General features: G+C 41.0%; 16 protein-coding genes and 1 pseudogene. 14 read left to right on the top strand and 3 right to left on the bottom strand.

Going from position 1 to position 23,945, the window contains the following annotated elements:
• Positions 1–825 precede the first annotated feature (825 nt).
• Both L1272_RS20480 and L1272_RS20475 read right to left on the bottom strand, forming a co-directional pair.
• On the bottom strand, positions 826–2,976 hold the full coding sequence (locus tag L1272_RS20480) for a TonB-dependent receptor family protein (RefSeq protein ID WP_138619810.1): 2,151 nt from the start codon (positions 2,974–2,976) through the stop codon (positions 826–828).
• A gap of 886 nt (positions 2,977–3,862) precedes the next feature.
• On the bottom strand, positions 3,863–4,708 hold the full coding sequence (locus tag L1272_RS20475; protein ID WP_054551321.1) for a LysR family transcriptional regulator: 846 nt from the start codon (positions 4,706–4,708) through the stop codon (positions 3,863–3,865).
• A 124-nt stretch (positions 4,709–4,832) separates the two neighbouring features.
• Between L1272_RS20475 and L1272_RS20470 the strand changes: the two genes are divergently transcribed.
• The 8 genes from L1272_RS20470 (at position 4,833) to L1272_RS20435 (ending at position 17,033) form a co-directional block, all read left to right on the top strand.
• Positions 4,833–5,432: a hypothetical protein gene (locus L1272_RS20470; RefSeq protein ID WP_235374187.1), complete on the top strand. Its 600-nt coding sequence runs from the start codon at positions 4,833–4,835 to the stop codon at positions 5,430–5,432.
• Between the two features lie 180 nt (positions 5,433–5,612).
• Positions 5,613–6,695, top strand: a complete 1,083-nt coding sequence (gene gcvT / locus L1272_RS20465) for a glycine cleavage system aminomethyltransferase GcvT (RefSeq protein ID WP_235374186.1) — start codon at positions 5,613–5,615, stop codon at positions 6,693–6,695.
• A 214-nt stretch (positions 6,696–6,909) separates the two neighbouring features.
• Entirely contained in the window at positions 6,910–7,299 is a 390-nt protein-coding gene (gene gcvH, locus L1272_RS20460) for a glycine cleavage system protein GcvH (protein WP_054551324.1), read from the top strand.
• A gap of 164 nt (positions 7,300–7,463) precedes the next feature.
• Entirely contained in the window at positions 7,464–10,355 is a 2,892-nt protein-coding gene (gene gcvP, locus L1272_RS20455) for an aminomethyl-transferring glycine dehydrogenase (RefSeq protein ID WP_235374185.1), read from the top strand.
• A gap of 299 nt (positions 10,356–10,654) precedes the next feature.
• Positions 10,655–11,308 (top strand): hypothetical protein, encoded by a 654-nt coding sequence (locus L1272_RS20450; RefSeq protein WP_138602374.1) that lies wholly within the window; start codon positions 10,655–10,657, stop codon positions 11,306–11,308.
• Between the two features lie 321 nt (positions 11,309–11,629).
• Complete coding sequence (locus L1272_RS20445; RefSeq protein ID WP_235374184.1) at positions 11,630–12,634, top strand: leucine-rich repeat domain-containing protein; 1,005 nt, start codon at positions 11,630–11,632, stop codon at positions 12,632–12,634.
• Positions 12,635–13,388: 754 nt separating this feature from the next.
• Positions 13,389–15,257, top strand: a complete 1,869-nt coding sequence (locus tag L1272_RS20440) for a hypothetical protein (protein WP_235374183.1) — start codon at positions 13,389–13,391, stop codon at positions 15,255–15,257.
• A gap of 18 nt (positions 15,258–15,275) precedes the next feature.
• Positions 15,276–17,033: a HEAT repeat domain-containing protein gene (locus L1272_RS20435; RefSeq protein ID WP_235374182.1), complete on the top strand. Its 1,758-nt coding sequence runs from the start codon at positions 15,276–15,278 to the stop codon at positions 17,031–17,033.
• Positions 17,034–17,468: 435 nt separating this feature from the next.
• Here the strand turns inward: L1272_RS20435 and L1272_RS23310 are convergent.
• Positions 17,469–17,591, bottom strand: a pseudogene (locus L1272_RS23310) (lipase); the annotation flags it as partial.
• Between the two features lie 536 nt (positions 17,592–18,127).
• On the opposite strand from L1272_RS23310, the gene L1272_RS20430 reads away from it, so the two are divergent.
• From L1272_RS20430 to L1272_RS20405, 6 genes are all read left to right on the top strand, one after another.
• Positions 18,128–18,538 (top strand): hypothetical protein, encoded by a 411-nt coding sequence (locus L1272_RS20430; protein WP_235374181.1) that lies wholly within the window; start codon positions 18,128–18,130, stop codon positions 18,536–18,538.
• A 260-nt stretch (positions 18,539–18,798) separates the two neighbouring features.
• Positions 18,799–19,665 (top strand): hypothetical protein, encoded by an 867-nt coding sequence (locus L1272_RS20425; protein WP_054560749.1) that lies wholly within the window; start codon positions 18,799–18,801, stop codon positions 19,663–19,665.
• 9 nt (positions 19,666–19,674) lie between these two features.
• Positions 19,675–20,757, top strand: a complete 1,083-nt coding sequence (locus tag L1272_RS20420) for a DUF4785 family protein (RefSeq protein ID WP_235374180.1) — start codon at positions 19,675–19,677, stop codon at positions 20,755–20,757.
• A 460-nt stretch (positions 20,758–21,217) separates the two neighbouring features.
• Positions 21,218–21,964 carry a CPBP family intramembrane glutamic endopeptidase gene (locus tag L1272_RS20415; protein WP_235374179.1) on the top strand — a complete coding sequence of 249 codons (747 nt, stop codon included), beginning with the start codon at positions 21,218–21,220 and terminating at the stop codon, positions 21,962–21,964.
• Positions 21,965–22,059: 95 nt separating this feature from the next.
• Entirely contained in the window at positions 22,060–22,782 is a 723-nt protein-coding gene (locus tag L1272_RS20410) for a hypothetical protein (RefSeq protein ID WP_235374178.1), read from the top strand.
• Between the two features lie 586 nt (positions 22,783–23,368).
• Positions 23,369–23,945: IS110 family transposase (locus L1272_RS20405; RefSeq protein WP_235374177.1), on the top strand; the 577-nt coding region annotated here is incomplete at its 3' end.

The following is a 23,945-nucleotide window of genomic DNA, read 5'->3' as shown; positions in this document are numbered from 1 at the left end:
CTGTATCTGTGGTGTCTAACGACTCTTGAACGACTTTTATTTTAAATTCGAGGGAATATCTACGCTGTGACTTTACTTTCATGATTACTGACTCCAAAAAGGTGTCTACTTTTATGGAGTCAGATCACATGAAAACAAAGTAGCTGAAATGCTCACCTGTAGGCGTGAAACTTATTTCGCGCGATGCTTATCTAAACCACAGAAGTAACACGTAGGTCGGGCTTTAGCCCGTCAATGTTAGCGATTATGTGTCGCCATAAATGACGACTTACAGTGCTTGATTCATTAACTCGTAGGTTGGGAAGAGCGGAGCGAAACCCAACGCTTGGAGCCATCAGCTTTCAGATTGAAAAGTTAGCGAGATGGGAGTTGTAGGAGGCGTTTTAACGCCGAATTCGTAGCAGCGCGTTTACCCCGCGTAATTTACTGTTTTTTCTGTGGTTCACTATTTTTTGCACAAAGAGAAAACAATGAGAAAAGAATGAGAAAGACCATAAGATTTTGTTGTTTTTCCTCTAAAGCGCAGCACCTCTTATCCTCTTTGTGATTATTATTTTAAATTATGTTTTCTCTATGTAGCGCGAAGCGCCTCGGTGTACTCTGTGGTTCAATTTTCTGCACAAAGGAATACAAGGAGAAGTGAATGAGCAACCCAATAAAACTATTAGTTACTTTCCTCTAAAGCGCAGCGCCTCTTATGCTCTTTGTGAATATCCATTGAGTTACGCGATATAAAATCGCGGCTACTATCTTGCTAACTAACACCCACAAAAAAGCCGTGGGACTTTCATCACACGGCTTTTGATATTTCGCTAAGTCGTTTTATTAGAACGAGTAGCTGTAACCTAGTTGTAGGGTACGTGGTTTACCTGGTTGAATACCGCCGTTTGCACGGTTTGCAACGTAGGTTTTGTCAAACAGGTTGTCTACTGTTAGGTATACTTTTTGTTTGTCGTCGATTAGGTATTTAGCTGCTAAATCCCATACAACGCGGCTGTCGATTGCATTGCGACCTGAGTCTGTTAAGTCTGCGTGTGCATCAGACACATAACGCATTTGCGTATCGAATACGAAGCTTGAGAACTCAGCACCCATCGAAAGCGCTAATTGGTTTTCAGGCACGTATGGCATTGCATCGCCTTTTTCTACGCTACCCCAAAGATCTGATTCAAACGCATTGTCGAACTCAGAATCAGTGTAAGTGTAAGTTAAGCGAACAGGGAATGAAGCTGCTTTAGTAGCGAATACTTTTCCTGCGCTTAGCTCAAAACCAGACACAGATACTTCACCGTAGTTGTATTGGTCGCCAATATTGTCATCGCTACAACCTACAGCCGCAGTACAGTTACCGTGCATGTTTGTGTAGTCAGAGTTAAAGTAAATTACTTCACCTTGAATGCCAGCGTAATCGTAACGACCACCTAGCTCAATGTTAACACTCTCTTCTTCTTCTTGGTCCGCATTACCCGGTGCTGCTGGTGCGTAACCTTTTTGAATACCAGCAAGAAGCGTTAGGTTGTCGCTTACTGTGTAAGTGGCACCTAGTGATGGTACTAAGATCTCAGTGTCGTTGCTGATATCTTTTGTTAAGCCATTTTCACGACTTGGATCAGACTTAGCCCATTCAACACGTTTGATTGTGATGTCTTCGTAGCGAAGACCCGCGCTAATGACTAATGCATCAAGTGACCACTCATCTTGAATGAAAAGGGTCGTTGCTTCAGCGCTATCTAAACGGTTGCTGTTTGAACCTGGAACGCCTTTTTCTGTAAGCGTCATTGATAGGTCTTGGTTAAGCGTGTACTTGTCTTCCCATTGGAAACGATCCATTTCATCTTCGTGGTAACGTGCACCAACTGTGATGTAGTGGTTGCCCGCAGGGATATGGAATTCAGTTTGTAAGCCTTTCGCTTGGTAATCACGGTTATTCGCTTTTACGCCAATGCCTTCAATACCTTCGCTTGTTGGGTTTGCTTCAAACTCGCTGTATTGCTCAAGGTAGCTGCTGCTTACTTTGCTTGCTTTATACCAGTTACGGTGGAAGTCGTTTAGGTAAGCTGTAGCAAGTAGCTCGTAACCTTTACCAAAACGATATGCATAGTTGATTTGGTATGCATTGTGTTGTGTGTTCATTTCATCGTTTTGCGATGCAGCATAACGACGGTAAGGGTTTTCTTGGTAATCAGCGTCAGTTAAGCCCATGTAAGTTTCGTCAGAGCGTTCGTCTGAGTACTTTAACTTCATTTCTAGGCTGTGTGCTTCGTTATCACCAAAGTCAAAACCAAACTTTAATAAGAAATCATTCTTTTCGAAGCCAGTGTTGTCGCTACCAACTGGTAAATCTTTAAAGCCATCAGCACCGTAAGTGAATACTTCTACAAGGCCCGCAGCATTGTTTTTCTTTTTACCGAAGTAAGCATGACCTTTATAGAAGCCATCGCTACCAAGTTCAGCATTAAGTAAACCTTTAGACCCTTCAGTTGGTAAGCTACGAGAAACTAAGTTTAAAACACCGCCTGTTGTACGTGGGCCATACTTAACAGACGCTGCACCTTTAAGTACTTCGATAGACTCCATACGACCCATAGTAGGGAAGTAGTAAGCAGAAGGCGCTGAGTAAGGTGCTGGTGCTACAAGTACACCATCTTCCATTACAGAGATTTTGTCGTTACGACCTGTACCCGTACCACGCATACCGATGTTAGGACGAAGGCCATAGCCGTCTTCTTCTTGTACATATACACCCGGTACAGCACTTAAAACACGTGAGATATCAGTATATTCAAACTTTTCTAGTTCTTGCTCATCAATAAAAGTAGCAGAGCCAGGAATATCGTTAATTGCAGATGCAGAGCCAATTACAGTGATTTGCTCGAAGTTTTTCTCTTCTTTAGTTACATCTTTTGCAAAAGCATTAGCGCTTAAAGATAAAGCGACCGCAGTCGAAAGCGTAGAAACAATAAACTTAGGTGTCATTGTGAGTCCTGTATATGTTTAGATATTTTTAACAGGCGCAATTAAAACATGTAAAAAAATGCGAATCAATCCTATTTGTAATAAAACAGGTCTGAACTGTAAGTTCATGAATTGAGGGGGTTATAAGGAATACAGTAGTATTGTATTACGATATTGAGTTTTGGTTTGGTGTTAAGTAAAACTTAATGAGTGAAGCTGTCAGCTTGTAGGTTGGTTAGAGCGAAGCGAAACCCAACTTTGGAGCAATCAGCTTTCAGCCCTCAGCTTTCAGATTGAAAAGTTAGCAAAAGTATAGGGGAAAGTTTGCGAGATACGAGTAACGAGATGCGAGTTGTAGGAGTTTTAACGCCGAAAAAATGGAGATATTAGATAACTGTGGTTAGAAGTTTGATTAAAACAACAGAGCTGTAAGCTTTAAGCTATAAGTCAGATCAGCCTGCACGCAGTTTCAGTGAAATGCATACCCGTAGGCGTGAAATTTATTTCGCGCGATGCTTATCTAAACCACAGAAGCAAGATGTAGGTCGGGCTTTAGCCCGTCAATGTTAGCGATTATGTGTCGCCATAAATGACGACTTACAGTGCTTAACTCATTAGCTAGTAGGTTGGTTAGAGCGGAGCGAAACCCAACGTTTGGAGCCGTCAGGTATCAGATTGAAAGTTTGCGAGATACGAGGAACGAGATGCGAGGTGTAGGAGGCGTTTTAACGCCGAAAAAAGTAAAGGGGAAGGTATTCCAACCCCAAAAAATATTCTGTTAGCCCCTAGCCCCTAGCCCCTAGCCCCTAGCCCCTAGCACCATTCCTACGAGATATAAAATCGCGGCTACAATCTTGCTAACTCGCTAACTCGCTAACTCGCTAACTCGCACCTCGCTAACTCTCAACTACGTCAAACGCAAGGCGATGAATTCGGCGAGTTTGTCTACGGCGGTGCCGGGGTCGTCGGTGCGTTTAATTAAACTAATACCGATTTGACCAAGCTCGGGGAGGTCTTTGGTTTGTATTTGGTAGTTAAGCTCATTCGGTACGGTGCTTTTTGCAAGCACCGTAATGCCTAAGCCTTCTTTTAACGCCGCAGTTAGGCCGGTTAAGTCGGCATTACTGTAAGCAATGCGGTATTTAATACCCGCACTTTGTAGTGCTTCGATTGCACGGCGGCGATAAATACATCCCTCTGGGGCGGTTACAAGCGTTACCACATCGTTTTGTGCAAGGTTTAAATCACCTACCCATACTAGTTGGTCTTGCATAAAAATAGGGAACTTGGCTGATTCGAGCTCTTCGTTTAATGCCAATACTAAATCGAATTGATCTTGGCGCGAGACCGACAACAAATGCTTACTCAAACGAGAACGCACTTCGAGCGACACGTCAGGGTAGAGGGCCACAAAGTCACCTATGATCGAAGGTAGAATACGTGCAGCAAATTCACTAGGGATCCCCAAACGCACTTTACCTGTCACGTTTTCGCTGGTGAACTGCTGTAAAATGGCATCGTTTTGTTGCAGCATTTGCTTTGCTAATGGCATGAGCAGTTCGCCATATTGATTAAGCACTTGGCGCTGACCTTGCTTTTTAAACAGCTTATGGCCCAGCATGTCTTCAAGGCGCTTTATTTGTAAGCTCACAGCCGGTTGAGATAGCCCTAATAATTCACCCGCTTTGGCAAATCCGCCAACTTCAACAACAGTGACTAAAGTACGTAAACTATCGGTAGAAATGTTTTTCATTAAAAAATTCTATTTATAGGGCTATGTATATAAGCATTATTTATCAATTGATAAATAATTACAATTTGTTGTTGCCAGCACGGCGCAATATACTTCAATCATTAACGATTGATAGGTGTCACATATGACTTTTACGCCAATAATGTTTGCTCGCCACAGCCAAGCTGAGACCCCAGCAGACAACGTGCTACAAGCTAATAGCGATACTGCCATTATGGATTTTAGTGGCACTGAAGCAATCCCATTTTTAACGGCTATTTTAGGTCTTGATATTAATAAGCTAACCGCCAGCGGTTTAGGCTTACGTAGTTCATTAGACGATGACCTAACAAGCAGCTACGCTTATGCCCTTTATTACTTTAACGAAACCGCATTTCGTTTTGTGCTAGGTAAAGGTGCCAGCGTGCAATTACAGTCGCTTATTAATGAGCAACAACTACGTTACGACATTGATTATGTAATGCGTGACGATTTAAGCGCACTAACCCTAAGTGGTGAGCAAGCGTTTGATGCTTTGGTTGACAGCTTTAAGCTAACGCCGGGACTGCGTTTATCAGACATGCGCAGCTGCTATGGTGCACAAAGCGGTGAGGTGTTTATTACCGCCATAGATAACCAAGCAACACAGCAATTTCAGCTGGTGGCGCGCCAAGCAGAGCTTGATAAATGGCAAACGCACTTGCAGCAGCTCGGCTTTGATTTAGCCTTAGCCAACGTTGCTTAAAATATAAAATTTTTAAAACAGCTACGCACTTGGATGTTTAGCTGTTTTTTAGTTACAAAATCGCAATTTGGGTGTGACAACTGTGCAACTAATGTATAATCGCCGCCCATGTTATTCCCCCTCATTAAATTGAGGCCACGCCCCACAACTTGTGGGTTAATTTAAAAGTGAAGGAATATTATGACTTCTAAAACAGTTTTACATGCTAAGCACCTTGAAGCTGGCGCAAAAATGGTTGATTTCCACGGCTGGGAAATGCCAATCAACTACGGCTCACAAATCGAAGAGCATAATGCGGTTCGCACAGATGCAGGTATGTTTGACGTATCTCACATGACTATTGTCGATATTCAAGGCGAGCAAGCACAAGCGTTCTTACGTAAGCTAGTTGCAAACGACGTTGCTAAGTTAACTGTACCAGGTAAAGCACTTTACACAGGTATGCTTAACGAAGAAGGCGGCGTAATCGACGACCTAATCATCTATTTCTTCTCAGAAACGAACTACCGTTTAGTAGTTAACTCAGCAACACGTGAAAAAGATTTAGCGCATTTAGCTAAAGTTTCGGCTGATTTCGCCGTAACGGTTACTGAGCGTCCAGAGTTTGCAATGATTGCCGTTCAAGGCCCTAATGCACGTGCTAAAACAGCAACAGTACTTAACGCAGAGCAACAAGCTGCTGTTGAAGGTATGAAGCCTTTCTTTGGTGTGCAAGCAGGTGATTTATTTATTGCGACAACAGGCTATACTGGCGAAGATGGTTATGAAATCGTAGTGCCTAACGATCAAGCTGCTGATTTATGGCAACAACTTCTAGACGCAGGCGTAGCGCCAGCAGGTCTAGGTGCACGTGATACGTTACGTCTTGAAGCGGGTATGAACCTTTACGGCCTAGATATGGACGAAAGTGTTTCTCCACTTGCTGCAAACATGGCGTGGACAATCGCATGGGAGCCAGAAGATCGTAAGTTTATCGGTCGTGAAGTATTAGAACAGCAACGCGCTGACAAGAGCACAGACAAACTAGTTGGTTTAGTGCTTGAAGAAAAAGGCGTATTGCGTAGCGGTTTAAAAGTCATCGTTGAAGGTGGTGAAGGGGTGATTACCTCTGGTACATTCTCACCAACCCTTGGTCACAGTGTTGCGCTAGCACGCGTTCCGCGTACAACTGGCGAAACAGCCCAAGTAGAGATGCGTAAAAAACTGGTTAACGTTAAGGTTGTTAAACCTTGCTTTGTACGTAACGGCAAATCAGTTATCTAAACTATAAAAAATTTGGTGTTATCACCTAATAATGCCAATCATGTTGAGTTGTTAGCCACTTATAGCGACAGATAAATAGAGTGATAACAAGGCATTAATTTTGATATGTAGTTGTTCTACCTGAGAAATTAATAACGCTGTTAGCGCTTTATTTAGACCGCTAGAATGGTTAAATATTTAAGTTGATTGGTATCAGAACCAAAGGAACAAAAAGATGAGCAATATCCCAAGCGAATTAAAATATGCTACTTCACACGAGTGGGTTCGCGACGAAGGTGACGGTACGTTTACTGTAGGTATCACTGAGCACGCACAAGAACTTCTTGGCGACATGGTATTCGTTGAATTACCAGAAGTTGGTGATGAAGTTGACGCGGGTGAAGACTGCGCAGTAGCTGAGTCTGTAAAAGCAGCATCAGACATCTACGCACCAATCGGCGGTGAAATCGTTGCAATCAACGAAGAGCTTGAAGATTCGCCTGAAACAGTAAATAACGACCCGTACACTGACGGTTGGTTATTCCGTATCAAAGCATCTGACACATCAGAGCTTGATAACCTGTTAGACGCTGAAGGCTACGCTAACACAATCGACGAAGACTAATTAATTAGTCACGCCGACTAAAAGCCCCTCATAAGTGGGGCTTTTATGATTTTATAGCTTACTTTTCCATACGCTGTAAGTTACTGAATCAACCTGTTTTTAAGTTATTGCCAGTTACCCATTGGCAGTAACCACTTTTTTTTGGATCATAGGAATCTGGACAAATGTCAAACGCCAAATCTCTTGAACAATTAGAGCAAAAGCAAGATTTTATTCGCCGTCACATTGGGCCAAGCCCAGCGCAAGTAAGCGACATGCTAAGCGCTCTTGGAGTATCGAGTGTTGAAGAGCTGATCGGTCAAACGGTACCTGCAAGCATTCGCTTAGAGCAAGGTTTATCAATTGGCGAAAGCCGCACTGAAGTTGAAACACTAAGCTACTTAAAATCAGTAGCAAGCAAAAATAAAGTGTTCAAATCATACATCGGTCAAGGCTACCACCCAACTCACGTACCACACGTAATTTTACGTAACGTACTTGAGAATCCAGGCTGGTACACTGCGTATACACCATACCAACCAGAGATTGCACAAGGTCGTTTAGAATCATTATTAAACTTCCAGACTATGACCCTAGACCTAACAGGTCTTGACCTAGCAAGCGCGTCATTACTTGACGAGTCAACGGCTGCGGCAGAAGCAATGGGCCTTGCAAAGCGTGTTGCTAAAGCTAAAAAAGCAAACATCTTCTTTATTGCTGATGACGTACACACACAAACAATCGACGTTGTTGCTACACGTGCAGACCAGTTTGGTTTTGAAGTAGTAGTTGGTCCTGCAAGCGAAGCGGCTAATCATGAGATTTTTGGTGCATTATTCCAATACCCATCAACAACCGGTGAAATCACTGACGTAACTGACCTAATCGCACAAGTACAAGACAAAAAAGCGATTGCCTGTGTTGCTGCAGACATCATGAGCTTATTAATGCTTAAAGCACCAGGTAAACTAGGTGCAGACGTAGTACTTGGTTCAGCACAGCGTTTTGGTGTACCTATGGGTTACGGTGGTCCACACGCTGCATTCTTCGCAACACGCGACAAGTATAAGCGTTCACTACCAGGTCGTATTATCGGTGTTTCTAAAGACCGTTTAGGTAACGACGCACTACGTATGGCAATGCAAACACGTGAACAACATATTCGTCGTGAAAAAGCCAACTCAAACATCTGTACAGCGCAAGTATTACTAGCGAACATGGCAGCGTTCTACGCGGTTTACCACGGTCCACAGGGCCTTAAAACTATCGCTGAGCGTATCCACCGTTTTGCAGATATCTTAGCGGCAGGCTTAAAAGCGAAAGGTGTAAACCTTAAGCACGACACATGGTTCGATACACTGACTGTTGTTGCAGATAACAAAGACGAAATCGTTGCACGTGCAGTAGCACACGGCGTTAACTTTGCGTCTAACCGCGCAGGTGAATACTCAATTTCTGTATCAGAAACAACAACGCGTGCAGACGTAGCTGAGTTATTCGACATCATCTTAGGTGAAGATCACGGCCTAAGCGTTGATGCATTAGCAAACGAAATCGAAGTAAATGGCAGCAACTCAATTCCTGCAAGCCTAGTACGCGATGACGAAATTTTAACGCACCCTAACTTCAACTCGTACCACAGCGAGACTGAAATGCTGCGTTACATCAAGCGCCTAGAGAACAAAGACTTAGCGCTTAACCACTCAATGATCTCATTAGGTTCATGTACAATGAAGCTTAATGCGACAGCTGAGATGATCCCAATCACTTGGCCTGAGTTTGCAAATTTACACCCATTCTGCCCACTTGATCAGGCAGCGGGTTACCAAATCATGATGACAGAGTTACATGATTGGTTAGTAAACATCACAGGTTACGATGCAGTTTCACTACAACCTAACTCAGGTGCACAAGGTGAATACGCAGGCTTAATCGCGATTCGTAAATACCACGAGTCACGCGGTGAAGGTCACCGTAACGTATGTTTGATCCCAAGTTCAGCGCACGGCACAAACCCAGCGTCTGCACAAATGGCAAGCATGAAAATCGTGGTTGTTGACTGTGATAAAAACGGTAACGTTGATATGGCAGACCTTAAAGCGAAAGCCGAAGAGGTATCTGAAAACCTATCTTGTATCATGATCACGTACCCATCTACACACGGTGTTTACGAAGAAACAATTCGTGAAATCTGTGACATCGTGCATGAGCACGGCGGTCAAGTGTACATGGACGGCGCAAACATGAACGCGCAAGTTGGTGTTACAAGCCCAGGTTCAATCGGTTCTGACGTATCGCACCTTAACCTACACAAAACATTCTGTATTCCACACGGTGGTGGTGGTCCAGGTGTTGGCCCTATCGGTGTTAAATCTCACCTAGCGCCATTTATGCCTAACCACAGCGTAATTAATGTTGCTGGCACAAACATCGGTAACGGTGCGGTTTCTGCAGCCCCTTACGGCTCAGCAGCTATTTTACCAATCTCGTGGGCATACATTGCTATGATGGGCTCTGAAGGCTTAAAACAAGCAACAGAAATGGCTATCGTGAACGCTAACTACTTATCTGAGAAGCTAAGCGAGCACTACCCAATTTTATACCGTGGCCGTAACAACCGCGTTGCGCACGAGTGTATTGTTGACCTACGCCCAATCAAAGAGCAAACAGGCGTTACAGAAATGGACGTAGCTAAACGTCTACAAGACTACGGTTTCCATTCACCAACTATGTCATTCCCAGTAGCTGGCACACTAATGATTGAGCCAACTGAGTCTGAGTCTAAAGTTGAGATCGACCGTTTCATCGAAGCAATGGTGTCAATCAAGTCAGAAATCGACCGTATCGCATCTGGCGAATGGTCAATTGAAAACAACCCGCTAGTGTTTGCACCGCACACACAAGCAGACGTACTAGGCAATGAGTGGGATCGTGCATACGACCGTTTCTACGCAGCATTCCCAGTACCAAGCGTAGCAAAAGACAAATTCTGGCCTACAGTAACGCGTATCGATGACGTATACGGCGACCGTAACCTAGTTTGTTCATGCCCTGCGGTTGAGACATATCGTGACTAAGGTTTGATTAAATTCAAATGCCAAAAAGCCGTTGCAGCAATGCAACGGCTTTTTTGTTGGAAAACAGCTATCAGCTGACAGATTAAAACAATAGAGCTTAAAGCTTTAAGCTATAAGTTTGAAGTTAGAATTTGCCTGCACATGGTTGTGGTTAACCGCGAAACAGTAGGCGTGAAATTTATTTCGCTCGAGTAAGTAAGATAAAAGTCAAAAAGCAAGTTCTTACTCTTTGTGCTTAACTGTACCAATGGATTAACTAATCCGTTGGTACAGTTGAGTTAAATTAATAAGGAAATGGTATGAAAAAGGGTTTTGAAATAGCAGCAGACCTGACCGAAGCCGCATTTAAAAGTCAATTACTGACAGGCATAGCTAAAGATATACCTTATGTAAGTACGTTGATTAAAGTATGGAATTTAAGTGATTCTATTCGAGATAGAATGTTTGCATCTAAAATAATGCGTTTTTTTGAAGCTATCGATGAAGTTAGTAAAAAGGAAAAAGATGAATTATCGAGAAAAATAAAATACTTAAACCAAGATGATTTGGAAAGAGTTACAGACAAAATATTATTCTGTATTGAATCCATAACGGATATTGATAAGTCTGAATTCATAGCAAACTTCTTTATTGCATACATATATGAAAAAATATCAGAACGGGAGCTTAGGCAGTGTATTGATATAGTTCAAACTTCCTTTTTAGATGATTTAAAATTGTATGTCGAAACATGTATTGGTACTTATGCCAATGAGGAAGATTTGAATTATCAAAAAATAGATGGGTTAATAAGCACTCCACTCTTTACTAATTTTAGAGATGATAGACTTTTACAAAGAACTAATGATACCGATAATATTGGTAAACATTTGTATAAAGAAACGTTTATAGGTATGCAGTTCAGAATAGCGTTTAATTTTGGAAAAGATAGAAGAGAGGTTGAAAATTCTTAAGTGTTGTTACTCAACTAAGGTGAGTAAAAAAGAATGTTTTCGAGGGCCTTTTTTTTTACATCCTAATAAAAACATAGGGTCAGGTTTTTCTTTTTACCTAACCCCTTTACCAACCCACAACCAACACTTTGCTGTTAGCACCTAGCACTGTAGGCGTGAAATTTATTTCGCGCGATCCCATTAAAAAACAACTTTGAAAGAATTTTTGTATTTATATGGGTACAAGAATCAAATAACCTGTATTATGCATTCTTTGTTGTTGGGTGGTGAAATCTCTTACTTAACCACCTGATTATGTTGTTGAAAATTTAAGGTGAAATAATGTTTAAAGGGAACTTTGTGCGCATTAAAATGGCTTTGGCCTGTTTGCTTGTGTTAAATCTTGGGATTGCTAGTGCTTCGGCTAATGACGATACACCAATAGAGAGCGTGGTTGCAGATGCTAACTTCTTAACGTGTTTACAAGAAAGTGGCTATAAAACTGTGGGTGAGGTGACAAAAATACATTGCAGAGATCGAGGTATTACTTCAGCCAAAGGGGTTGAGCATTTTAGTAACTTAACAAAACTCGTCCTCAGTAATGAAGGGGATAGCTTCATAGTTGGTGAAATTGGTGGCATTACAAGTAGGCCTGCCGATAAAAAAGTGCCAAACCAGCTGACCGAAATCGACATAAGCCACAACAGCCAGCTTTTCCATGTTAATTTAAGCCAAAATAGCCTTACGAGTATTGATGTAAGTAACAACGAAGAGTTAGAGACTTTAATGCTGAGTGGTAATAAGCTATCAAAGCTTGATGTAAGCACTAACAGTAAACTTACATGGCTTGATCTTAATGATAATAAGCTGACAGGTGAATTGACGCTTGTTAATTCTGAACTATATCAACTTAACCTGTCGGGCAATAAGCTCACAAAAGTAAATATACCGAGTGGTATTCGTAACCTTGAGCTTGCAAATAATCAGTTAAAAAACATAGATTTAAGCAAGTTCAAGATGCTCAGCGAACTAAACCTAGATGCCAACCAGCTTAGCGCTTTAGACATAAGCCATAATAAAAAGTTAACTGCACTTTACGCCAGTAATAATCGCTTAAGCACTATCGATTTAACAGCAAACCCCATGCTCCAAGTGCTCTTTTTGTCGAATAACAAATTAAAAAACATTGATTTACGTGAACATGCAAATTTAGTAGATATCAGCCTTTTTAATAACCCACTACAAAAGGTAGATGTTAGCAAAAGCTATAATTTAGAGCTGTTAGAACTCGACAGCCGTGTTGAGTGCATAGGCATAGGTTGTGCAACAAGGTTTGAAGGGTATTAATAACAGCGTGTTGGGCAGAGCACAGCGAAACTCGATAAGTTAGCGAGGGGAAAGGGGAAAGGAGCTATCAGCTTTCAGCCGTCACCTATCAGATTAAAACAAAAGAGCTTTAAGCCATAAGGTTTAGGTTAGATTGTGCCTGTACATTGCTATGGCTAATCCCGATACCGTAGGTGTGAAATATATTTCGCGCGAAATAAATTTCACGCCTACGGATGAGCATTCTAATTTAAGTATGTGTAGGCACAATCTAATCTGACTTCTAACGACTGATATCTAATAACTCTTTTTTCGGCGTTAAAACGCCTCCTACGACTCGAATTTCGCCTCTTTCCCCTTTACTCTTTCTAACTCGCAAACTTGTGTTCGTAATCTGATAGCTACAAATGTTGGGTGTCGCTCCGCTCTAACCAACCTACAAGCTGATGCTCTTATGTTCATCGCGCGAAATAAATTTCACGCCTACGGATGAGCATTCCAATTTAAGTATGCGTAGGCACAATCTAATCTGACTTCTAACGACTGATATCTATTATCTCCTTGCTCGTCCCTCGCACCTATTAAAAATTTTTATCCCTCCATAATTCATCCATTATTGTGATTTACCCTTTGAAATATGAACCTTTTGTACCCCAATTTGGGTGGGTTAAAGCTTAACCATTTCGAAAAGAAGTCGGTCGGACTTTGAGTAGAAGTAAGCATTTTATTAATTAATAGTTTGTCGAAATTACAATCAATAATTAGGAATCGTAATATGAATCAGTGTAAAAGGATTAGTGCTGTGTTGGCTTTATCCCTACTTTCAATAGTTGGGTGTTCTGATGATGACTCTACCGAACAAGAAGCTGTTGCTAATGTAGCGTTGAAATCTATGAGCTCAGTCTCTGATGACGTTTATCAACCAGGACAACAGATCACAGTTGATTTCAGTACCGAAACAACCTTATTAACGAATGAACATGTTGGTGTTTCATTTATTTTAATTGAAAGAGATAAAGTCGCTGAGCTCGAAACTGAAGATGAGCCAGATGGCTACGATTTGGGTGAGTTTTATATCGAGCAGTTACAAGAAGGCGAGCAAAATCATACGGCAACACTAATTTTGCCAAATGAAGATCTCGTATCGGGTGAATTTGTCATTGCCGCTTTTGTTGACACAAGTGGTGTGATCTCAAACGAAGTTGATGTTACAGATAATAAATCCCGTGGCATTGAGTCTGGTGACGAAACAACCTACAGCTCAGTAACCATTAGCGATGGTCATTACCATGATTTTGTTTTAGATAAACTTAAAGTAGGCGACGGCTTTGCTATTTTTCCTGGCCCGGGTAAAAGAGATACCACAGGTACTGGTGAACCAACACAGAAAGTACCTGATTTAATAGGCTTTATTAATGCCACCAAATTTGGTAATTCAGTCAACGAGGCTGATATCAGTGCAACAATAACTATCGGCGAAACGACTTATCATGCTCACTTATGGAATGAGCAAGCACAAGCTTATATGGAGACGATGCGTATTAAGTTTCCTGATCATGAGCAATCTCATTACTTTCCTTGGGATGTTGCAGTAAATGGCGTATTGCTAAAAGCGATACACGATGATTTTGATCACGATGGTGGTGAAAACAGTTTTAGCATGACATTTACCTTCCACGACAACTCTGATGAAATTGAAGCTCATAGCGAAAATAATAGTATTACCGTTGAAGTACCTTATGCACTTTATCATGATGAAGTGAGTACTGCAGAATCGGTAGAGCTAAATAGTAATAAAACAACAATAGCGTCAGCATCAGCGATGCAGACTACAGCTTCATCAGCAACAACGTTAGCCAAAGTTGGCAGTTGGAGTGCTACCTATGGTGACAGTGACGCTGTGGCAATCAGCCCTTCTTTTTATAGCTATATGAATGTTTCTTCTAGTAATGGTGGTTCAGCCGAGGGGCTAGTTGAAGCAGATTTAGATCTTTACCTATTTGATAAATCAGCGAGTTTGGTTAGTGCCAGCGCTGAAGCGAGTGCAAATGTAAGTGATGGTGAGATTACTTATGCAGCAAACTTTAGTGTGCTGGGTGACACATTAATTGACGAGGGCGATACGTTAACGGCCTTAGACAAGTCTTTAGGATATAGCTGGAGCGAAGAGCAAAAAGTGGTTGAAACAACGTTCACCATTGTAATTGTTCCGGTGACCGTTGAGGCTGGTGTTAGTGGCAGCTTGGATTTAGGGGTTGGTTTAGCTTACAGCAATAGCCGAATTGACTTAGGGGGAGATATTGTTACTGCCAGCATGGATGCGTATGCCACTGCAGAAATAAACTTAGGTATTGCAAGTGGCGGTGTTGGTATAGACTTTTTGATTATTGCAGATACATTTAATGCCACACTTTATGCAGATTTAGCTAAAGCTATCACTGATTCTAAAATCACCTTAGGGATTGATGTAACGAATGATATTGAGGCTATTTCCGGCGAATTTTATGTTTATGTGAAATACCCTAAATACAAGTGGTGTTGCACGGTTAAGACAAAAACCAAAACTCAAACTATCTACGATACTAGTACCTTGTACGATAAAAGCTGGACAATTTTAGACGAATCAGCAACCTTAAATTATTAGTATGAAGGCATAGGTATAATGCGTTTAATTAAACTGAGTTTATTATTTGGCACTTTATTAGGCTATGCTTCGGCTGCTTATGCAGTGCCTCATTGTACTGTTTGGGGTGAACTTCAATCAAAAGCTGATACGAATATTGTTTCGATGAATAGTCCCTCAAAAAGCCAGTTTGACTTGCAAGGGCGGTTAATTTATCGGCCTTTGTTAGTTGCAGAAAAATTTCACTGGTTGGGTTTTGAGCTATACCAAGCTCAAGCAAAGTTGAATAAAACAGTGAGTACCAGCAATGAGTATGCTGTGCCTTTTGCTGTGAAAGTTAGCAATAACTCAGGTGAAGTTTTAGATTATCGGTTTAACGCTAAATTAAAAGCGGCTGATCAACAAAAGCTGATTGCTTTATACCGTGCCTTTCACCGTGCAAACCCCCCTGAAAATTTACAGGGGGATAAGTATTGGGTTAAAGAGCGAGATGATATCGGTCAGTACAAATCACTCTACACAGTGTTAGCTGATAATAAACTAAAGCGAAATAAACTCAGTTACTTAGAACCAACTGACACTAGGCAAAGTACTAACGCTGCGAAAAAGCTAATGCAGTTAGAAACGGCGAACATTATTAGTGATGAATTTACTTTTGAAAACGATAAGTGCTGGTTAACAAAAACCCTCGGAAATAGTCATATTCAAGTCAGTAGTAGTGATGGAAGTATGAATATTGAAGTACAGCAAACACTAAGTTTAAATCGCTCAAATCAATCGATACCCGATGATGCAAGGTTACTGCAATTACCCGAAGACCCTAATCAATGGGAAAATTTAAGCACAGATTGGGTGTACCCTAAAGCGCCGCCTCAACCCTTAAAAAATACTGAAGCGTTTTTCACTGCTTTAAAAAGTATGGATTGGCTAGAGGGAGACCGAAAAACGCTTTTGCAATTCCTTTATGACAATGATCAGTATTTGCTGAGCTTAAAAGAGCTTATTTCAACTAAATCAATTGCAGATCCCTTAGAAAGTAAATTGTTTATGTACCTAGGTAAGCATGACTCAGTTAACTCAAAACAGTTACTGACAGAGGTATTTGTTGAGCCTGGTTTATTTTCTCCAAATCAGCGCTTTAGAAGTTTAATGGCACTAAAATACAGTGAAAAGCCGTTAACTGACATGCAGGTTGAGGCGATTTTTGAGTATTCCATGTCATATGGTCTTGATGAAGAAAATTCAAAGCTGGCTCATAGTGCTTTAATGGTAATGGGAGCGATTGCAAAAAATCAGCAGGGCAGTGAGTTTTCAGCTCAGTTAACACAAAAGTTAGCTGATTCATTAAGTTCAAGTGCAACGGAGCAAAAAGCATCAGCCCTAATCATCGCGCTGGGTAATAGTGGAGACTATGATCATCAACAGCTTATTGGTGATTATTTAGCTGGCGACAGTGCAAGATTACGCCTAAATGCGGCAGAGGCTCTGGCAAAAATGCCAAGTAAAACCAGTTTGAATTACTTGAGTAATCAACTAAATCAAGAAAATGATAGTAAAGCGCAAGGGGCGATATTAAAGGCAATGGGTAATAATGAGTTAGACGCAGAACAAGTCGATAGTATTTATGCCTTTGCTGACGCTAGTAACCCGAAAGATATTCGCAGTGCCGCTATATCGGCGTTAAGTCAACAAGCGAAGTCAAAACCAGAGGTGAAAAGCCGTTTAAAAGCACTGGTTAAGACGGAAACTAATCAAAAGAACCTGCGTCAATTAATGAAAGCGCTATATGGTTCGTAGAGCTATCAGCTGGTAGGTTGGGTAGAGCGGAGCGAAACCCAACAAGTTAGCGAGATACAAGGGGAAAGGGTAAAGGAGCTATCAGATTTCAGCCGTCAGCTATCAGATTGAAAAGTTAGCGAGATGCGAGTTGTAGGAGGCGTTTTAACGCCGAAAAAGAGATACCAGTCGTCAGAAGTTAGATTGGATTATGCCTGCGCATAGTTAAATTGAAATGCTCATCCGTAGGCGTGAAATTTATTTCGCGCGATGAGCATAAGATCTATCAGATTGAAAAGTTAGCGAGTTAGAAAGAGTAAAGGGGAAAGTTTGCGAGATGCGAGTTGTAGGAGGCGTTTTAACGCCGAAAAAAGTCATAGGGGAGGCGCAACTAACACTACGCTGTTAGCACCTAGCACCATTCCTACGCGATATAAAATCGTTGCTACCATCTCGCTAACTCAAACTCACTTGTTTTACGTACGTATCGGTTTGCAAACCAAAGTGGCCGAGAACGTAGGTGTAGGTGGCATTTTCATTCCATAATCTGCTGCTGTGAATGCCGTACACATAACAAGTTGTTCCTAGCACTAATTTGGGTTTAACACTAGGGAGAGGTTATGATCTGAGAGATAAATCTGCTAGCCTTATTTCAGCCTAACTTGTAAAAGCAGGTATTAATTTAATAGAAGCAAACCTATTAGCTTCAGCTTCAAGGCTTAAAGGAAGGGCGGCAGAGCTTTTTATAATTAAGAACGATTTATTGGACTATGAAATTAGTCCAAATGTACAGCTATCTTTATTTAATATTGCATATGCAGAGAAAGAAAAAGTTGTTTTGCAGCAGATACTGTCGCTGCATATGGAGCTGTTGATTGGGGTCAATTACCAAGTTCTTTATTGGAACTTTTTGTTGATTTAACTTATCGAGGCGACTATTCGGGAGCCACAAGAAAGTTCTTACAAAAACCACTCGCGCAAGGAGATATTAAAGCTTTGAAGCTTATATTCAGTGATCGCTCTAAGTGGAGTTCAGTGCCTTATCAGAGGTTTGTTATGAGAAGTAAGTTCGCAAGTACTTTATCGGTAAAACAATCGACAATGCAGGTTTCTCCATGAATTTTAAAACAATGGCACTATCCCTTTCTATTTTTACCAGTTTAGCTTGTTCTCAGGAATCGAGTTTAGAGAAGGTTGACAATATCCAGCCGATTCAGGTAATTAAAGGTCAGTTAAAAAATGAGACTGTTACTTATTTGCGCTATAACACTGAGGTTCAACCTTGTATTACACTAAAATTGGACAGAATGGATAAACAAAAGCAGTTATGTATTTTTACCGATCAACAAGGGAATGCGGTTGATGTAAGGACTGATGTTGCTGGAGTCGACTATTTGACCCCCGCCTTTTCTGAAAGTTCTTTCACAGTGACTTTAGATTTATTTAGTTATTACTTAGATTGCCAAATTACCCTTATAAATAAATCAGTAAAAGATCCTGTGTGTAGATTTAGAGATATGGATTAAAAAAAGATTTATAAATAAAAGTAAAATATCTAGGGCTTTTCTAGCTAATGATTAGCCCTAAAATCTACCTAGTATTGCAATTCTACATATTCAACTAGCACATTTTGCTAGTAAAAAACCTAATAATTTGTACTTAAAAAACACACAAAAGTTAAATTAATGTAAATTAAATCTTGCTTTCGTACCTGTTTGGTCTATGTTTTTGGTCGGAGGTCACTCCTCCAACCTGATAGATAAAATGACAATCAACAGGAACACACATGAAAATAAAAACACTCTCACTAGTGCCAGCTTTAATGTTGGCAGCGGGTATCAGCCACAGTGCTTTTGCTGCGCAAGGAGTCGCATTTGTGCACGGTACAGGCCAGCAAAGCGATGCGTATAATGACTATTGGACAGGCAGCTTTGTCGACACGGTTCGTCAAGGTTTACCAAATAGTAGTAATTACACGGTCATTAATTGTGACTTTGATCAATACATGTGGGCAGATGCGGCATCTGGCTGTTTAGCTGGGCAGCTCACTACATTTATCAATAATAAAAACATCACAGATTTAACTCTGATCACCCATTCTAACGGTGGCAATGTGGTGCGTTGGATTTTATCTAACCCAACATGGGATAGCCGTTATCCAAATATTATTAGTAAAGTCACGCGTACCATTGCTTTGGCTCCTTCAAGTGGTGGCACGCCGTTGGCTGATGCAGTTATTGCGGGTAATTCGTTTGAGCAAAGCTTGGGTTGGCTTTTAGGCTACGGCAGCGATGCAGTAAAACAACAACAAGTATCTTGGATGGAATCTTATAACGCACAGTGGCTGTATGGCACACCGAACCGCCCAAGTTTACCGTCTCGATTCGAAACCGTGGTGGGCAGTGATGTTGAATCAGCGGTATGGGATAGCGACAGCTATTGTGGCGGTTATCAAAATCAAGTGGGCCTTGAAGTAACGCAAAACTGGTTAGATAGCTGCTCAGATGGCTTTTTAAATTGCAGTTCTCAGTCGTTAGCTGGGGTGGTGTGGTTTACCGATAAATCACGAACCCAAGGAGGTGAGCCTTTAAGTCATCAGCAAAGTCGACGTAACTGTTTTGGCTTGCCAAACATGCTTAAAAACCGAATTTAGGAGCCTGCTATGATTAATAAGTTAACCACAATTGCAGCTGCAATAATGCTTGTAAGCACAGCCGCAAATGCTAATGAGCAAACGGTTTATCAGTTTCCTCAAGTTCAACCAGCATCAAGCGCTCAACTACAAACACTTGAAAAAGACAGTGTTGAATATTGGCAGAAAGTTTCGGGTAAAGAGCTTAAGCGCGGTGTGCCTGTCTTTGTAAACCAAGCTGATAACTTTATTCGCATTGCACCAAAAGCACGCTTTGATAGTGGCGAAGTATTTAAGCCTCATGGCTTACAGCTTGATAAGCTGTCGGTGCGAGATGACAACTTTAGGCAAATGCCAATGCAAGCCATGGTTGCACGTGAGCAAATGGAAAATGCAGGATTTAGCGATGGCAGTGTTGGGCTCAAGCTAGGTCAGGTAAATAGCAAAGCAATGTTAAGAACAAGCCAAGCGCTTAACGATAATGACACCTACTTGCTGCATGTGATTGAAAAAGGCTCGAGCAATGCTTTACATGCTAAATCGCAGTTTAAAGTGAAAGATCAGCAACAACGTGTTGCTATGCAGCTTAGTATGGGTAAAAAGCGCTTTAAAGATAGTGATGTGAAGTTAACGCTTTCAAGCCCTGATGGCGAAAAACTAGATGTACGTTACGAAAATGGTGAAGCAGTATTTAATTACCCGCTTGAAACCTTAGGAGCAATAAATGGTTACTATGAGCTTGAGGCCAGTGTAGACACTAAAGTGAATGGCCAAACGGTAAAACGCTCTATAAAAATGCCGTTTGTACATAGCTCACAAACCATCAGTATGGATAAAGCCAAAGTAACTGCGCTTGGCAATAACAAATACCAAGCTAAAGTACCGGTGCAAGTGACCGACTCAGGCCGCTATGCCATTCGTGCAACCTTAACTGGCAAAGGTAATAAAGGTGAGCGCATCAAACTGGCAACGGTTGAAGTAGCAAAACAGATTGATAGCTATGATAGTTTCACCATGCCTTTTGCAGTCACTCAAACAGCGAAAGCCCCATATGAGCTGGTGGATATTGAACTTACCGACCAAACGCGAATGTTAAAGTTTGCGGGAGAATAAAGGGTAGCTCTTATTGTATGTTGGGTGGAGCGAAGCGAAGCCCAACAAGTTAGCGAGTTGCTAGGGGAAGGAGCCATCAGCTTTCAGCCGTCAGCTATCAGACGAAAAAGTTTGCGAGATACGAGTTTAGGCGTTTTTTCGCCGAACCCTGTGGTTCAATTTGTTTTTCACAAAGAGAAAAGAATGAGAAGTAAATGAGATAGACCAAAAGAGTATTTTGTTTTTTCCTCTAAAGCGCAGCGTCTCTTATCCTCTTTGTGAATATTATTTTTAAACCCTACTTTTCTCTGTGTAGCGCAAAGTGCCTCGGTGCTCTCTGTGGTTCATATACTTTGAAAATAAAAATATGCTCAATGGGAATTTAAACTCAAACAAATATCTGTTTAATAGGTTGTTTTTGTGTTTATCATAGAAATTAAACAATAATAAAGTTTGAGCTTTATGCTCACCAAGGACGGTTATGTCAGATATGTATTTTGGAATGCTCGCCAATTTAGGCGTTGTTCTACTACTCGTTTTAATTTTAAAAGCATTAAATAAAGTAACTATAAACCTAACTTGGTTGCTTGCTACTCTGTCAATTCTATTTTGCTATTTCTTAGCTTTATTCAAAGGTAAAGAGCTCATTTCCTTAGATTTACTCTTTACCGATCTCAAATGGAATTGGTCAGGAAAAATTGTCGCTATTACACTTTGGGCTTTGGTTTTGGCTTTATTAGCAGCTTTTAAAAGTGACTTTAAAATCAAGGACGCTGGTTTTACTCTCAGACAAAATGAAGGCTCTATTAAGCCTGCACTCGTTGTTTTAACCCTGTTTGTTGCGTTGCAGATTATTGTAACGCTTAGCCTTGGTAACGGACCAAATTTCGATTTTGAAACGCTACTCTATCAAGCTCTTATTCCTGGGTTAGATGAAGAACCAATGTTTAGAGGAGTTTTATTATTTTGTTTTTCGTTGGCTGTTGTTTCATCGCGCATTAACTTTTTTGGCTCGCCAATAAACATTGCAGGGTTACTTTTGGTTTTATTATTTGGTCTAGTTCATGGGGTTATGCATATAGATGGTGAGTGGCATTTGTCTGCATTCAGAATCGTATTAACTGGGAGTTATGGATTTATTTTGCTGTGGTTAAGAGAGCGTACTGGTAGCCTTGTTTTTCCAATTGTAGCACACAATATGGTTAACTTTGTTGGGCAGTTAGTTTAGTACATGAAGGTAAAGTAAATATACAATCAAGTACATAGGTTGGCTTAATAGGAAAGTAATGGCAAAATTGTGTTTTAAAAATGGAAACTTAAATAATGGATTATAATCAGCCACTTTCGAAGCACTCCCTAGATTTAAACCTGAGCGACCGAGTTTGGTTTAGGTATTCAACTTTCTATAAAAAGACAGTTTTACAAGCAGACTCTAATTCAAAACTAAAGTCGCTACCGGGCCTAGCTGTGCTGTCGGGCGGAGCTGAATTTTTATTTTTCTTTATGACTATCGCTATTGCTGTAATGAGCCTTGTGCTTCAAGAAACGATGCAGCCGATACCTGCTTTTGTAACTTGTGTGAGTTGTTATCTCTGTGTATTTGTTATCAAGCGAATTGTGATTTATAACAAATTTGGATTTGGTCGTAAGTGGGTTATGAGTATATCTAAAGACTCACTCGAAATAGATAGGTTAGCAATAGAGGGTAAAGCTTCAAAAGTTATGCAAATCGCTAAGGGCGATATCCAAGAAATCATTTTTAATTATACTTTTCACGGTAGGAATGGTCATATTGTGACCGAAAAAACGGCCAATTTACACGCTTGTGAAATTCATAAAAATGATGGCGAGGTTGTAACAATAGATAATATGCGTGTAGGTCTTTTTGATGTGCTGTACCTTTTAAAATTCCACGAGTACCCGCTACTATTCAGAAGTACAACTTCAGGCGGCGCAGGTAATATAGTTATTTTTATTATGCGGTTAATTTCTCTTTCTGCGATCATTTCGGCTCTTGTCATGTTGGCATTTAATTTAAAGTCATAAAGGTGAGTTATTTGTATGGCTATTAGTTGGTAGGTTGGTTAGAGCGGAGTGAAACTCAACGTTTGGAGCCATCAGCTTTCAGCTATCTGACGAAAAAGTTAGCGAGATACGAGGTGTAGGAGGCGTTAGAAGATGTTAGATATCAGTCGTTAGAAGTCAGATTAAAACAACAGAGCTGTAAGCTTTAAGCTTTAAGCTTTAAGCTTTAAGCTTTAAGCTTTAAGCTATAAGTCAGATCAGCCTGCACGCAGTTTCAGTGAAATGCATACCCGTAGGCGTGAAATTTATTTCGCGCGATGCTTATCTAAACCACAGAAGCAAGATGTCGGTCGGGCTTTAGCCCGTCAACGTTAGCGATTATGTGTCGCCATAAATGACGACCTACAGTGCTTGATTCATTAGCTCGTAGGTTGGTTAGAGCGGGGTGAAACTCAACGTTTGGAGCCATCAGCTTTCAGCCGTCAGCTATCAGATTGAAAAGTTAGCGAGATGCGAGGTGTAGGAGATGTATGGACTCCTCCCCCAAATAGGGTGAGTACGGTATAAAGAGATTGGACAATTACTTTTACCAATAAGGAATCCATACATGTCAAAATTTAACCTAATTAGCATCGACTTGGCAAAAAATGTTTTTCAAGTCGGTAAGTTTTTTCATCAAAAACTTCAAAGTAATAAAGCGGTGGGCAGAAAAGAGCTACTGACCATACTCACTACGTCACCTCGCTGTAAAGTTGTTATGGAATCATGTGGTGGTGCTCATTATTGGGCACGCAAAGCACGTAGTGTTGGTCATGAAGTCGTGATTCTAGATCCTCGATTTGTCAAAGCATTTAGAGTTGGCCAGAAAACAGATGCAAATGATGTCATTGCAATAGCTGCCGCTTCTTTCTCACCTAATGTCCGCCCGTGTAAATCACTGACGCAAGCACAGCAAAGCTTACAGTCAATAGAGCGAATGCGCGCCTTAGCTGAAAAGCAGAAACGACAGCTGGCTAATCAAATCAGAGGCCTGTTACTTGAGTTTGGGATTGTAATCAAGCAATCAGAATGCGCGTTTAGGCAAGCTATTCCTGAGATTCTAGAGGATAGCGATAATGGGTTAACCGCTGGTTTAAGGCAGTGTCTAGCTCAGTGCTATGAATTATTTAAAGCGCAATCAACAT

This window comes from Pseudoalteromonas sp. PAST1, assembly GCF_021532515.1.
Taxonomy (GTDB): Bacteria; Pseudomonadota; Gammaproteobacteria; order Enterobacterales; family Alteromonadaceae; genus Pseudoalteromonas; species Pseudoalteromonas simplex.
This window is presented reverse-complemented; position numbering and strand designations above follow the sequence as displayed.